The organism is Flavivirga sp. 57AJ16, assembly GCF_028736925.1.
Lineage (GTDB): Bacteria > Bacteroidota > Bacteroidia > Flavobacteriales > Flavobacteriaceae > Flavivirga.
The window spans coordinates 25,574-41,673 of record NZ_JAQZAT010000008.1; the positions used below are offsets into that span (position 1 = coordinate 25,574).

General features: G+C 34.5%; 9 protein-coding genes. 2 read left to right on the plus strand and 7 right to left on the minus strand.

All coding sequences use genetic code 11. The features are described 5' to 3' along the window. Nucleotides 1–122: 122 nt before the first annotated feature. From PQO00_RS20395 to PQO00_RS10075, 5 genes are all read right to left on the minus strand, one after another. Nucleotides 123–224, minus strand: a complete 102-nt coding sequence (locus tag PQO00_RS20395; protein WP_369128010.1) for a T9SS type A sorting domain-containing protein — start codon at nt 222–224, stop codon at nt 123–125. A 69-nt stretch (nt 225–293) separates the two neighbouring features. Then, nucleotides 294–6,116, minus strand: coding sequence for a glycosyl hydrolase family 18 protein (locus PQO00_RS10060; protein WP_274184724.1), 5,823 nt, complete (start codon nt 6,114–6,116; stop codon nt 294–296). A gap of 319 nt (nt 6,117–6,435) precedes the next feature. Then, on the minus strand, nt 6,436–6,951 hold the full coding sequence (locus PQO00_RS10065; RefSeq protein ID WP_274184725.1) for a transcription termination/antitermination protein NusG: 516 nt from the start codon (nt 6,949–6,951) through the stop codon (nt 6,436–6,438). Between the two features lie 440 nt (nt 6,952–7,391). Beyond that, a complete protein-coding gene (locus tag PQO00_RS10070) occupies nt 7,392–7,610 on the minus strand; it encodes a hypothetical protein (RefSeq protein WP_274184726.1) in 219 nt (72 codons plus the stop codon). A gap of 190 nt (nt 7,611–7,800) precedes the next feature. After that, nucleotides 7,801–8,082: a hypothetical protein gene (locus PQO00_RS10075; RefSeq protein ID WP_274184727.1), complete on the minus strand. Its 282-nt coding sequence runs from the start codon at nt 8,080–8,082 to the stop codon at nt 7,801–7,803. A 189-nt stretch (nt 8,083–8,271) separates the two neighbouring features. Here PQO00_RS10075 and PQO00_RS10080 point away from each other — a divergent pair, with 189 nt between their 5' ends. Further along, entirely contained in the window at nt 8,272–8,505 is a 234-nt protein-coding gene (locus tag PQO00_RS10080; RefSeq protein ID WP_337992835.1) for a hypothetical protein, read from the plus strand. A gap of 298 nt (nt 8,506–8,803) precedes the next feature. Here the strand turns inward: PQO00_RS10080 and murF are convergent, their stop codons facing one another. Both murF and gldJ read right to left on the minus strand, forming a co-directional pair. Then, complete coding sequence (murF, locus tag PQO00_RS10085) at nt 8,804–10,087, minus strand: UDP-N-acetylmuramoyl-tripeptide--D-alanyl-D-alanine ligase (RefSeq protein WP_274184729.1); 1,284 nt, start codon at nt 10,085–10,087, stop codon at nt 8,804–8,806. Between the two features lie 93 nt (nt 10,088–10,180). Continuing rightward, a complete protein-coding gene (gene gldJ / locus PQO00_RS10090) occupies nt 10,181–11,887 on the minus strand; it encodes a gliding motility lipoprotein GldJ (protein WP_274184730.1) in 1,707 nt (568 codons plus the stop codon). 264 nt (nt 11,888–12,151) lie between these two features. On the opposite strand from gldJ, the gene porU reads away from it, so the two are divergent. After that, a complete protein-coding gene (porU, locus tag PQO00_RS10095; protein ID WP_274184731.1) occupies nt 12,152–16,042 on the plus strand; it encodes a type IX secretion system sortase PorU in 3,891 nt (1,296 codons plus the stop codon). The last annotated feature ends 58 nt before the right edge of the window (nt 16,043–16,100 follow it).

Consider the following 16,100-nt stretch of genomic DNA (forward strand, 5'->3'; position numbering starts at 1 on the left):
GTATTAAGAGAGAAACTTGTAATTGTTAGTTTGAGCCTATCGAAGATTATTTAAATATTTGTACGTAATTGAATTTCTATAGGCTCGGAGTGATATTTTAAAACCTTAATTTAAAGGCATAGTTAGGGGTGTTGTTTTATTATTTTTCCAGAATAACTTTTATTGGCGACTTTGATTTTATAGATGTATAATCCTGATGCTAATGATTCAATATTTATTTTAATTCTCTTTTTAAGGTTTAATCATTCGGTGATATTTTTTTAATATATCACCGAATGATTAAAAATAAGGGTCTAGTGTTTTATCATAACCTTACCATGAACTTGTTCGTTTGGTAAAGAGATAATATAAAAGTATAAACCTTCTTGAAGTCTACTTACATCAAAGGATTTAAGATTATTTCCTTGTTGTTTAAGTGTACTTTTAGTCTCTAACATCTTAATTCCGCTAGTATTGAATATTTGCAAATTAAAATCTGTATTAGCTTTAGATGCTTTTACAGTCATATTCATAGTACCTCCAATAACAGGGTTGGGACGTACATCTACATTATTAATTGTTAAATTACTAACAGGGCTAAGACGCAGATCTGCATTTAAACCACTCAAAGCATCTAAATATGTTCTGTGAGGATTAGAGAATCCAAAACCACCTGCTTTATCCCAATTAATAGACCAGGTCATTAACCCTCTAAAGTTACTATATCCAGATGGGTTTCTTAATGTATAGCGTCCTCCAAAAGATTGCCCTTTTATAATATAATCTAAGGCTTTATGTACTTCTGCGGGTGCTGTATATCCACTTCCTGATGCAGAACTAGTTGCAGGTAAACCAATAGCCACCTGATCTGGTCTTAGAGCAGGAAATTGTTGTCCTCCTGCTACTGGGAATCCTTGTAATAATAAATCTGCCATGGCTACATGGAAATCTGCATTAGCCGAACTGTAGCATAACCCATCTAATCCAAGCATACATCCTGTGTTATAATGTTGTACATGAATATAATTCATGTTGTCACGTAAGGCATGAATTATAGGAAGATAAGCTCCTGTTACACCACCGTAAGAACTGAAACCTCCTTGAACAAATAAAGTCTCTGGAGCCATCGATAATATAAAATCTGAATTAAATTGTGATATAATTGTTCTAAAGGCACTAATAAGGTTAACAACTTTTGGAGATGTAGGGTTTTTAAAATCGGTATCTCCTGCTACAAGAGAAATAGATTGTCCTTCAAAATCGATATCCATTCCATCAAAACCATATTCATTAATAATATTAATCATGGAACTGCTAAAAGCTTGTGCATCTGCAGCGGTATTAACACCAACAACTCCAGTTTCGCCTCCCATTGAGATTAATACTTTTTTACCTTTACTTTGTAATACCGCAACATCATTTTTAAATGCTTGCACACTGGGATAAATAGCAGGGTCTGGTGTGAATGTCATGGTAGATCCTATTGGTGTTGTAGGCACAGCAAAAGCAATATTGATAACATCCCATTTATCTGAAATTTCACTAAGCTTCATCGGGCCTGCCTCATTAATAAAATTATGCCAGTATCCTACTAATATTCGCTTAGGTAGGTCTCCTCCTGGAGGGTTTATTGATCCTACAGTTATTGTAACTGGTGTTGCATCTGCTGTTGTATTTGTATTATTGGTTGCTTGTGCTGTAAGTGTATGACTTCCAGATGTTGCAATCCAATTTGCATTATAAGGTGCAGAAAAGTCTTCTCCTATTATACTTCCATCTACGTAGAATACTACTTTAGTAACAGAACCAGCTGTATCATTTGCATTTGCTGCTATATTTACAGATTCTCCTACAGTAAAATTAGCTCCAATAGTTGGTTGCGTTATAGAAACAGTAAATGTACCATCGCCACCTGTACAATCTCCAATTTCTTTCCATGCATTTGGCCAAGCCCAGCCATCTGGATCACCAGGGGCATAAGGACCTCCTATAGTACACCATCCACCAACAATACATTCATATTTTTTATCAAAGTTCTGTACCACATCTCCTGTATTGTAGGCAGAACCATCTACATATTGAGCGGCGTCACAATTACTTTCTGTATTTACAGTAATATTTACAGCAGTAGAAGTACTGGTAGCTGCATCATTATCGGTTGCTATTGCTGTAATACTATGATTTCCTAGAATTGCAGTCCAATTTGCAGTATAAGGTGGCGATGTGTCTTCGCTTATCATAGTATTGCCTAGGTAAAATGAGACCTTGCTTATACTACCATCGTTATCACTTGCATTAGCAGCTATGCTCACACTTTGTCCAACAGTATATGTAGATCCCGCAGATGGGTTCGTAATGCTTACCGTTGGGAGCTCATTTCCTGTTTCTCCTGTTACTGTTATTGCAATTGAAGATGATGTCGTTACAGCACCTTCATTATCAGTCGCTTTTGCAGTAAGTGTATGGTTTCCTGTGGTAGCGGTCCAATTAGCAGTATATGGCGACGATGTATCTTCGCTTACCATAGTATTGTCTAAATAAAAGGCTACTTTGGTAAGACTCCCATCACTATCTGATGCGTTTGCATTAATAGTTACACTGCTTCCTGTAGTAAAAGATGCTCCAGATGCAGGAGAAGTAATGACCACCGTTGGAGGCATATTATTTTCTCCACACGGGTCGCCTGCTACCTGATTAATTGCTGTTAATAAAGATGTAGCTTGATCGTTAGTGTCATTAGACAGTTCCCACATCATAATACCGCCACCTTTTTCTAAGGCCAGTTCTGTTTTTGCTTTTATGGTAGGTATACCATTATAGTTCATGCCTTGATACGAATCACTATTAGCGCTTGCTCCCATAGCCAGTAACTCAGCATAACTTTTTACTTGCGATCTGCTATAGAAAGGAACTCCCAATACAGCTTTAGATTTAGGTAAACCACGATTTAACCAGTAATTTAGTCCACCTTCTGCCTGTGCCATTGTAGAATGATCTGGGCCATCGTATGCCATGATATTTAAGAAATCAATATCATCAAAAACACCAGCTAATATACCATCGGCGTTCCATCCAGATACTACAACAGCAGCAGTTAATAATTTCCCTCTACTATGCATCGCTTCTCCTAGCTCTTGCATTAATAACTCATAGTTTTGAGGTTCGCTACCTTCTCTAGGGTATTCCCAATCCATGTCTACACCATCTAGGTTGTATTGATTTACAAAATTTACTAGGTTATTTATAAATGTAGTTCTTGTGGCTGGATTAGCTGCTAGTGTAGTAAATGCAGAATCATTTCCATTTAACCAACCTCCCACGGCTATTAATACTTTGACACCTTGAGTATGTCCTTGTGTGATAATTTGCTGCATTTTTGCAACACCCTCCATAGTTTGAAGGCTTCCATTACTGTTAGGTATTAAGAAAGAATAGTTAATATGTGTTAGCTTATCATATTGAATGTTAGAGGCACTACCTTGCCAACTTGGCATATATCCTACTACTTTAAAATTGCTATTTCCTGTACATCCGCCATCATTTGAAACACTTATTGAAATGGCACTAGAAGTGCTTTGTTCGTTATCATTATCTGTAGCTTTGGCTGTTAAAGTATAACTTCCTATAGCAGCATTATTCCAAGTATAACTGTATGGACTTGTTAGGTCTTCTCCTAACTTGGTTGTACCGTTATAGAATTCTACTTTAGATACAGATCCGTTACTATCTGATGCATTCACATTAATAGTGATGCTATTTCCAACAATAATGTTCGTTCCCGAAGTAGGTGATGTTATTGCTACTTGCGGAGCCGTTGTACCGTTGCCGTTACAGGGGCCTATTAATTCCCAAACACTTTCTCTGTTAGTAACAGGATCATTGTTTTGTGTCCACCAGTTGGCTTTGTATTCATTCCCTTGATAAGATACTATGTCGCCTCCTGTATATACGGTGCCATGTACGTATGCGGGTGCTGTACATGAGCCACCTGTATTATTTACAGTAATAGAAACAGACGAAGAACTTTCACCATTTTTATCATCAAAAGCTTTAACGGTGATGGTATAGTTTCCTTCAGAAACATTATTCCAGCTATAGGTGTAAGGGGCACTCGTTTTTTCACCTAACAGGATAGTGCCATTATAAAATGCCACTTTAGCAATCGTACCATCGCTATCACTTGCAGTAGATGAGATGCTAATATTAGCACCCGAGGTAAATGTGTCTCCAGCTTGTGGAGACGTGATCGATATGATAGGTAATTGATTACCTCCACTTCCAGTGACTGTTATTGATACTGTTGAGGTAGCTGTGCCTCCTTTATCGTCTGTTGCTTTAGCTTTAATCGTATAATTGCCAGCAGAAACATTATTCCAGTTATATGTATATGGTGCCGATGTAGCTTCTCCAATTTTAGTATCACCGTTATAAAACGCTACTTTGGTAACCGTACCATCACTATCGCTCGCATTTGCTGCTATAGTAATGTTTGAGCCTTCTGCAAATGTGGCACCAGAATTAGGAGAGGTCATTGAAACTGATGGTAATATATTATCAACACCACCACTAGCAAAGACTTCATTTACCTTATTAATTAATGGCGATTTTACGTTGGACCATCTTTTTAATTTGGTTCCGAAAGATTGAACAGACCCACTCATTTCTAAGTCCCCATAAACGGTCCAAACAATGGTTCCAGCAAGGTTATTGTCTTTTATATATTGTGCCTTTATTCCTATAGACTCTTCATCATCATAGCTTAAAAAGAAATTTCCTTTGGTCATATAAGGAACTTTAGCCTGATCATCCCACTGTCTTGTCCATCCACTTCCTGCTCCAGTTTTTTGTTTAATAAAGAAATGATTTGGCGTGCCATCATATACTTCTTGTGGCCAGTTTGTATAATCGGCAGCTGTACTTACAGGGCCGTCTGGTTGTATGGTTACATTCCTTTTAACCGTAGGCGCATTTAATGCTGCATTTCCATTTGTTACAACACCTCTTCCATAGAAAGGAATTCCAAAATTTATTTTATTGGAAGGGATTCCCATTGATATCATTTTATTCAATAAAGTTTGCCAGTTAAAATCTGGTGCTTCAGCGCCATCGTATGGATATACAGGTGCATTATGTCCTGCTTTATTGGACCACCCACCATTAAAATCGTAGGTCATCATGTTAAAGTAGTCCATAGTATTGGCAAGCTTAGACCAGTTAAACCCTTCTAATTTTTTATAGTCAGCGGCCATAGCAGCTGTGATCAATTTATCTGGGCCAATAGCATTCCTAATTTCCTGAACTAAATTTTCAAAATTTGCATAGTCTGCATTTGTGCCTGTAAAATTCATTCCAGAAAAAGGCCCTGGATATTCCCAATCCAGATCAATACCATCAAAGCCCATACTGATTAGTTTTTTGCAGTCTTCTATAAAACGAGCTCTTTTAGTAGCATCTGCAGCCATTTCAGGAAAGTGTTTACACATGCTCCAGCCACCTATGGAAGCCATTACTTTTACGCCATTTTGATGGGCTAATTCTAATAGCCCTTTTCCCCCACTGCCTACTTTTGGTAGCGGTAATGGTAAAGTACCTTGAAGTCCCCATTCTGGATGGCTCCATGTGTTTCCTCCAACAGTCACTTGATAGCCAAGTGCTTCGGCTCGTAGTTTTACGGCTTCGCTTATATATTGAATAGGTTCTATTTCACCAAACAGAATATGATAATCCCAACTACTATAAACGTCACTAAATAGGATGTCTCCAGGTTGTTGTACAGATCCTGATTGGTAAATTTGTTTATTTCTAAGATCTCCACTGTGTAGGGAGCCATCGTTAGCAACTCCAAAAAAGGAGTAGTTAAGAATGGTATATTTAGAATAATCAATATTAAGTTGTGTTAATGCTCCCTGAGCAGGCACTCCGGCAGTAGGTTGTTTCCAAGCATCCCAATTGGTTATATAGCCAATAATTTGCTTGGTATGGTTCGATGTACTAGAGTTGCCTCCAGTGTTTACTTGAGCATTTGTTCTATGATGCTGTAGTAGCAGTAAGAGGGTAATAAAACACGAGAAAATTTTTAATGTGGTTTTGGTAAAAAGGGCATTCCTATAGAAATACCTATGCATAATTGGTTTCATGAGATAAAGATTTGGGTTAATTTGATTTTTTGTAATAATTGGGTGTGTGTTTTCATAACATAAGTAGTGTGTTTAGGGGGTTTATATTAAAGTTATTAAGAGGTGTAACTCGCTTTATATAAGACTATAAAAGGCCAGTTGTTAAGATGGGTTTATTATTAATTTTGGGTAATATTTTCTGATTAAAGAAAAGGATATATAAAATATTTTAAATTATTATTTAGAGTAGTTAATGCCGAAAACCAATATTTAATAAGGCATTTTATATAAAATAAAAGCTTAGTTTTTTTATGATGTAGTATAATTTAAAGGTATTATACTACTCGGAAAGCACAGCCAGATGTGATTTGTTTAATTCTGCACTGATGCAGCTTTTTAAGGAGTCTATGCGAACTATAACTTTTTCTTTCCCTTTATGACCAATAACAAAACAGTCGTATCCAGAAAAGGGACCAAAATTAATTCTTCTCTTTTCACCTATACAAATTTCAAAAGGGGCTAATTGTATATTGGAAAATTCTCCAACAAAAAGTTTAATGGAGTTTATTTCTACATCTGTGACTAGAGCTGGTTTTCCTTCAATACTAATATATCCATAAACTCCTGTTGTTTTCAATGCAAATAATTGATCTTTCGGGCTTTTTAAATGAATAAAAAGATATGACTTGAATAAAGGTTTTTCTACACTTTTTTTTCTGTCACTCCATTGTTTTACCATTTTGTTCATGGGAAGGAAAACATCGAAATTATTTTTTAATGTATTGTATACTTTTTTTTCATAGTTAGATTTGGTATGTATGACATACCAACCTATTCTAAATTTGGGGCTTTTCATAAAAATAAATTTATAAGTAGGAATAAAAGTTTGATTTAACTAAAGTGTTCTTTAATGATTAAGCATAGCTCCGCCATTTTAATCACATTGGGTATATGAATAAAAAATTTATTTAGAAATAAAACTGAGAGAAATGTTAATTATAAGTATATCAAGAATACTGCTTATAAATACGAGAGAAATCTAAATTAAGATTAAATTTACATAATATTTTAATTAAAAAAAAAGAGTAATTAAAAAAAAGAGTAAATTTAATGTGAATTATATAGTTTAACGAGTTTGATGTAATCAATGTTGTAAATCAAATAGTTGGCATCTGTAAATTTTATAAAAACTAATAAGCCCCCTATTTAGAAGGCTTATTTTGACTATTTCCCCACAATAAAACTAATAGTCAATTTTTGATTGCTCACAATCAAATGAAAATTTAATGAGCGTATTTACCAAAATTCAATAAATACGCCATGGGAAGTGTTTTTAAGTGTGACACTAACTGGTATTTCTTCACATAGTTTTGCCAATAGAATTATTTGATGTTTAACCAAAGGTTCATTAACTATGGTTGTTAAACCATCAAAGTTTCCTTTTTGGGTCTCCGTTTTAAAGATGTCTTTCAAACCTTCTTTAATTCTTTTATGATATTTTTTATTTACAGCCATTTTTAATTAGATAGGTTTCGGGATTTTATTATGGTATTAGTATTTTTTTAGGGTTCAATACTTAGGATTTGTCTTGTTTCTTTTTTTAAATTTTAATGCCTTATAGGCTGATCTCAAGGGTGTTTGTCGTTTTGGATATTAAAAATAATAATCAAGCGATCATATATCAAGGAAGCATATAATCTTTATGTTATTTATTGTTTTTTAGATTTTTCTTCAAACGATTGGCCATGACCTTATATTCTTTGGCAACTTCAATAATAGCATTAAAGACCAAGATGTTTTTTGAGATACCTGCCTTTGTATTTCTTACAGTTTGTGAATCGACTATGACTTTATTAGCACTTAGTTTGTCTATAACCTTACTTGTGTATTCTTTTGGAAGATGCTTGATAAGTAAATCTTCAAGGGCTTTCTGTTCTTTAAGAATACGGATATCGTATAATGCGTATAATTTGTTTAAATTTGTCATATTTTGTATGTATTTGTGAAATATTGAGTGAAATTACACACAAATATATACAAATAATTAAATAAATTAAAAATATTTTAATTATTAGTATAATTTGTAATTGTTCTAAATATGTTATTTAAAGAAAAACTAAAACAATTAATAAAGACAAAATATAGCAGATACGGCGATTTAGCTGATAAATTCGATATGAATTATACGCAATTGTCGCAATATATAAATGGTAAGAAAATATCGATTGATTTTTTAACTAAAATAATTCAAGAATTTCCAGATGCAGATCTTAATTGGTTATTGAGAAATGACGATGTATTACGTGAACATGTAGAGCCTTACAAGGCAACATTGACCAATCAGCAAATTATAGATAAAATAGAAGTATTGTTGGGGGATTTAAAAGAAAGAATAAAAGAAGAAGAGTAATATTTATCTTTTTGTATTATTGCTGTCCGATAAAAACTATAGACTATAATTAGAAGCCCATCAATAATAGTAAAAGTAAAAGCATTACAGATTAGACACCTTGCTTTAAATACCAGTAAAAACAAACAAGAAATATTTAGGTTTCAGAAAGTAAAACAATAGAGGTGTCTTTGTTTGTCAGTTAGTAACAATCAAGTCTTTGTTCTTGGTTCAAATAGCGAAGCGGTCTTACGTCTTTAGTCGGACACTAATGGTTTTGTATTTAAATATAACCATGTTTTTCTTCATATAAACTCATTTAAAGACATTCCAAAATCCTTTCCAAAGCCATACCCCTGGAACCTTTAATAAGTATGGTAGTGTTCTCTATTTTAGAGCTGCCAAACCAATCCTTAAAATCATCAAATGACCTAAATTGTTTTGTTGTGTTTGGTTTTGTTTGTGTTTTAAAAAAGTTTTCACCAATGAGAATAACCTGATCTATATTTAAGGATGCTGCTAGATCGGTAATATTTTGGTGCTCTTTATTTGTGTCTTTTCCCAGTTCGAACATATCCCCAATAAAGGCTATCTTTTTTGTACTTAGTTGCTTTTCAAAATTTAATAAAGCAGCTCGCATACTTGTCGGGTTTGCGTTGTAAGCGTCTAAAATGATCTTGTTAGTATCTTTCTGTATAATTTGTGAACGGTTATTGTTGGGTGTATAATTTTCGATAGCGTTTTTTATATCTTTATTTTCAACTTTAAAATAATGGCCAATAGCAATGGCAGCTGCGATGTTATTAAAGTTATAATCGCCAAGAAGCTGACTTTCTATTTCTAGTTTATTGTACTGGGATTTTACAAAGGGGAGCGCATTAATGAAATCGATATTTATATCAAAATCACGATTTTTTTTACTAAATACAAATCGATTTGCGTTTTTTGTTTTTTCAATTTGGATACTATCATCGCCATTTACAAAAATGGTTTTGCCGTGGTTAATCAGGAAATCGTACATTTCACTTTTCCCTTTAATAACCCCTTCAATGCTTCCAAAACCTTCTAAATGTGCTTTTCCAAAATTAGTTATATAACCATAGTCTGGTTTGGCTATGTCGCAAAGGAATTCAATTTCTTTTTGATGGTTTGCACCCATTTCTACAATCCCAATTTGGGTATTGTTTGTCATAGATAACAATGTTAATGGCACGCCGATATGGTTGTTTAAATTCCCAACAGTAGCCGTGGTTTTATATTTTTGGGATAATGTTGCATTAATTAATTCCTTAGTGGTTGTTTTGCCATTACTACCCGTTAACGCTATTATAGGAATGCTTAAATATACTCTATGGTGAGAAGCCAATTTTTGCAATGTTTCCAGAACATTTTTAACCAAAATGGTTTTATCGGATGTATTAAAAGGGGCTTCATCAACAACGGCATATTTTGCGCCATTTTTTAAAGCGAGCTCTGCATAGGCATTTCCATTAAAATTTTCGCCTTTAAGAGCGAAAAACAAATCGTTTTTTTTAATCTTTCTTGTGTCGGTACATACCGAATTACATTCTAAAAAAAGCGTGTGTAATTGTTCTATTTTCAACAGGTAGAATTCTTTTAAGTTTACAAAATTAAATGTATAAAAAAAGTCCTAACATTTGCTAGGACTTTTAATAATATTATAAATAATAGGATATTAATTCTTTGTTTTGTTTTTGTTTTTGGATTTTGAACCTACACGGGACATCGCACATCTAAACCCAATATAATCAGTAGCCATATCTTGTGGGAAGTAACGTCTTTGAGCTGGATCTAGCCAATACTCTCTATCTTTCCAAGATCCTCCTTTGTAAACCCTAACTTCGTCATTAATTAAAGAAGTTCTGTTATTACCTTTATCATATTCTCTAATAATGTTTCCTAAAGAATCTCTAGAGATTCTATGTTTAGGGGAGTTATACATTTTTCTGGTATCAGAATCTTGTTTTTCATCACCTTTACCTTCACCTTCATAGTCATTAAAACTTTCATAATAACGGGAAGAGCGTTTGTCACCATCTCTAAAGTTTACCTCATTACTTCTATCAAAGTTAGTACGCAAGTATGTCTCGTTTTCGTCAATCGGGACTTGTTTTATTTCACCAGGTAAATTTCTAGCGATCACTTTTCCGTTTGGTAAAGTATCGTATACAATATCATCTGCAGTAACAACTTTTACTGTACCATCAGGATTTAAAGCATTCTTGGTGTAAACATTACCACGATAATAGTTAAAGTCGTTAAAATCATCATCTATTATAGGTCTGTAAACATCAGCAACCCATTCGGCAACATTACCGGCCATATCATATAATCCAAAATCATTAGGGTCGTATGATTTAACAGCATTTGTAATATCTGCTCCATCATCAGACCAACCTGCAATACCACCATAATCGCCTTTTCCTTGCTTAAAATTGGCTAATTGATCACCACGAATTTTACGTTTGTCAGAACGTGTATATTGTCCGTCCCATGGATATTTTTTACGTCCACGATATAGGTTGTAATTTCTAATTTCGCTTAATCCTAAGGCGGCATATTCCCACTCAGTTTCGGTTGGAAGCCTATATTTTGGTGAAATTATTCCAGTTTCACGAGTGGCATAAATATTAGATTCATTACCATCGGCATCTACTCTAGCATATCTTTTATTACGACCTCCTTCGGCATTAATAATTTCTTCATTACCACCATACGTTAGGGTAGGGGCATTAATATAGGTGTCTGTATTAAATGTTGATTCTGCATTAACATCGGTGATTTTTGCATCACGTTTTAAGTAACCTGCTTTTTCCAAGTTGTATTCATTAACACGATCTGATCTCCAATTTGCAAATTCAACGGCTTGAATCCAACTTACACCAACAACAGGATATTCTCCATAACCTGGATGACGTAGATAATTGTTTGTCATGACTTCGTTGAAACCTAATCGGTTTCTCCAAACCAATGTGTCTGGTAAAGCGCCATTATAGATGGCTCTAAAATTTTCCTCAGATGGTGGGTAAACTCTTTTAATCCAATCTAAATACTCCATATACATGGCGTTGGTAACCTCTGTTTCGTCCATGTAAAAAGATTGTACATGTTGCTGAGTTGGACTATTGTTCCAATCGTGCATCACATCATCTTGAACACGCCCTTTAGTAAAAGTGCCTCCCTCAACAAATACAAGTCCAGGAGATGTTTCCTGTTCCCTGAAATCTGTATTGTACTGAAAACCACCTTCCCTGGAGTTAATCTGCCAGCCTGTAGCTCTTGAACTATTCTTTGAACTCGAAGATTTCTTACAACTAGTTGAAGCCATAGTTAGAGCTAAAACTAATAAGATCTTGAATGCTACTACTTTTTTCATATCCATACTTTTAAGTAAGCTAAATAATATTTTGGTGCTGCAATATAAGAATTAAACCTAATAACACAAGCTCTTTTTTACATTTTAGCCAAAAAAAAGTGTATTTCACCCTATTTTTTTGACATTACAACGATGATTTTGTTGTTTTTCACGGTTGTTTTGTGATGTATTAACGCATGTTTTACTAATTTATTATTGTATTTTTGATACAGTTTTTAAAATTGTCGATTTTTTTAATAATAACAAGACTTTAACTACGTTGTTTTAACAATGAAAAAGAACATTTTATTTTTATTGCTTATTTCTTGTACAATAGCTGTATTTGGGCAACAAAAAAAATACACCATTACCTGGGAGGACTCCAAAACAATTTCCGGAGGAAGCTATACCATTAAAATACCTTCTTTTAATAATGAAAATTTCAGCTACGGTTTTGAAGAAGGGGTGCTGTTTGTAGACCAATGGGAGGTAGATCAATTAGTAAACGAATCTTCTGTAACTGTTAGCCATGTTGTTTATGCTTCTATTTCTAAAGCCAATTTAAAAGACTTAGCCCTAAATAAGATTCCGGAAGTATTAAAATTTAGTTTAAAAAACTCTAATGCAAGAGATAAACAATATGCGGTTTTGGAACTCTCGCCCATTGTTAAGGATTCTAGGGGAGGTTATAAAAAAGTTATTTCGTTCCAGCTAGATTATAAAAATAGCTTAGCTGCTAATAGTACATCTTCATTGCGTAAAGGTTTTAAAACGTCTAAAGTCATTAGTAATTCGGTATTAAACTCGGGAGAATGGTACCGTTTTTATGTTGATACTACTGGGGTTTTTAAATTATCAAAAAGCTTTTTGCAGCGTTTAGGAGTAAATGTAAACAATGTAGATCCTAGAAATATAAAGTTATATGGACATGGAGGACGCATGATCCCTTATTCTAATGCCATAGCTTACCCTTTTGATATGCCAGAGAATGCTATAAGATTTGTGGGAGAAGAGGATGGTGTTTTTAACAATGAAGATTATATATTGTTCTATGCCCAAGGTCCAAAAGCGTATCATGCAGAAAGCAACACGCATATAAATTGTTATACAGATAAAACATATTATTGTATAAATGTGAGCGGGGGGCTGGGCAAACGCATACAACAATTTGCACAACCCAGCGGGCCCGTAGATTTAGTTATTGATACATTTGAAGATTATAGGTTTCATGAAATGGATACCCATAATATTGCTTTTTTAGGAAGGCGTTGGTTTGGCGATACATTTGATGTAGATACCAATAAGACCTTTGAATTTGATTTTCCAGATTTAGTGACATCAGAATCAATAAACCTAAGGGTGTTTACTGCTGCGGCATCAACTACATCGAGCATCATAGAGGTGGCCGTAAACGGAACGCCGGTTTCTACATTAAACATGAGCGGGTCAACATCACCCAATTTAGCGAGTCAGGCTTCGTTTAGTGGTAGCGTTAGCGTGAACAGCCCAAAAGTACAAGTAGGGCTTAATTTTAATAACCAGGGCAACCCAGGCACACAGGCTTATTTGGATTATATATCCATAGAGGCAACGCGTTCTCTGAATTTTTCGGACAAACAATTTCAATTTAAAAATAGTGCAGTGGCTTCCGCATCAGGAATAGGACAGTATAATATGACTAATACATCCCAAGTTTCAGAAATATGGGATGTAACCGATATATACAATGTTTCTAACTATTTAAACACGGAGGGTGCTTCAAACCTTAGCTTTACATCTAATTTGGGGAGCTTAAAAAGCTTTGTAACAGTCACGCCTTTGGATTATTTTGAACCGAAAATAGATTCAAAAACAACGATTAGCAACCAGGATATAAAAGGTAGTATTTTTCAAAATAACCAAGGTGTGTTCCAGGATGTGGACTACATCATAGTTGCTCCAAATAATATGGTTAACGAAGCGGAGCGTTTAGCACAGATAAACAGAGATCAATATGGTTTAAATGTTAAGGTACTGGGTTTGGATGAAATTTACAACGAATTTAGTTCGGGCAATCAGGATATTGGAGCTATTAGAAACCTAATTAAGTATGTTTATGATAATGCGAGCGTGCCAGAAAATAGAATAAAGTATGTCTGTTTATTTGGGGATGGTTCTTTTGATTATAAAGATAGAATTCCAAACAATACCAATATGGTCCCTTCGTGGTACTCTTATAACAGTTTTAATCTTACCAGTTCATTTGTCTCTGATGATTTTTATGGTATGATGGATGCTAATGAAGGCACCATGTCCACAAGTGATAAGTTAGATATTGCAGTAGGTAGGATTTTAGTGGATACGCCACAAAGGGCCAAGGAAATGGTCGATAAAATAGAATCATATTATGCAAAGGAAGCGTTTGGTGCTTGGCGTAATAATTTTGTGGTTATTTCGGATGATGTTGACAAAGATTGGGAAGGTATATTGCAACAAACAACCGATAATGTAGGTAATTTAGTTTCCCAAGAAAAACCTTTTATGAATGTCGTAAAAATACATTCCGATGCTTTTCAGCAGGAAACATCGGCAGGAGGAGACAGGTATCCCGAAGTAACAAACGAGATTGTAAATGCTGTTGATAATGGTGCATTGGTTGTAAATTATTTTGGTCATGGAGGAGAGGACGGTTTGGCGCAAGAACGTATTCTTTTAAAGCCAGATGTTAACGGATTTCGTAATTTTTGTAAATTAAATTGTTTTGTAACCGTAACATGCGAGTATACTAAGTTTGATAACCCATTTAGAGAGACAGCAGGTGAGTTTACTTATTGGAATAAACAAGCAGGGGCTATTGGTTTGATTACAACTACTAGACAAGTATTTGTTAATTTCGGTATTACTTTTAATAATACTTTAGGGCAATATTTATTCTCTTATAGTAATAATGATACTTATCAAGATCATGAATACCCTTCTATAGCTGAAGCATTAAGATTGGCAAAAAATGATCCTGTTATATCCGGGAATTCTCAGAGGCGTTTAGTGTTCTTTATTGGAGATCCAGCTATGAAATTAGCTTTTCCTAAGCCAAACATAAGATTAACGGCTATTAATGATGTGCCTATTGCTCAGGCCACAGATACATTAAAAGCATTAAGTTATGTAAAATTAGCAGGTCAGGTAGTTGATGTATCTGGAAATTTAATCACTGATTATAATGGGACACTTTCGACTACTATTTATGATAAGTCAATTAACAGACAAACGCTTGCTAATGATGGTACACAACTAAACGGACAAACAGTAAGATTAGACTTTGAAACACTTGGGGAAATTATATTTAGAGGTCAGGCATCTGTAAAAGACGGTCAATTTGAGTTTGATTTTGTAGTGCCAAAAGACATCGGCATTCCCGTTGGGTATGGAAAAGTAAGTTTTTATTCAAAAAATGAAGCGTTATCCCAAGATCAGGCTGGGGCGAGTATCAATACAGTTAAAATAGGAGGGGTGAACGAAAATGCTGCAGAGGATAATATAGGGCCTGTTATTACACTTTATATGAATGACGAGAACTTTGTGTCGGGAGGTATCACGAATGAGTCCCCTACGCTGTTGGCTAAAATGGAAGATGCCAACGGGATTAATACAGCAAGTGGCATTGGGCACGATATCGTTGCTATAATAGACGGAGATGAAAAGAACCCTGTCGTTCTTAATGATTATTATCAAACTGAAGTAGACAATTATCAGAAAGGTGTTGTGAGTTTTCCATTTAGGGATTTAGAGCCTGGGCTCCATACTCTAACTTTAAAAGCTTGGGATGTCTATAACAATTCGTCAACTTCTGAAATTCAGTTTGTTGTATTCGATAAAGATCAGGGATTGGTTATAAATAATGTACTTAATTATCCAAATCCTTTTGTGAATTACACAGAATTTTGGTTTAACCACAATAGTTCGGAACCTTTAGACGTTTCTATACAGATATTCACTGTTTCAGGAAAATTGGTAAGAACGATTAATGGACAAACAACAGGAGGTGTTAAAACGACAAGCTCGCTATCTAGAGAGATTGTTTGGGACGGTAGAGATGATTTTGGGGACAAAATAGGTAAAGGGGTTTATATTTATAAGCTTACGGTTCACTCAAACTTATTAAATAAAAGCGTAGAAAAAATCGAAAAACTCGTTATATTGTAATCAAGATAAGAATAAATATCAGATTAAAAACAGATGGGTTTTTAAAATAAAATTATAT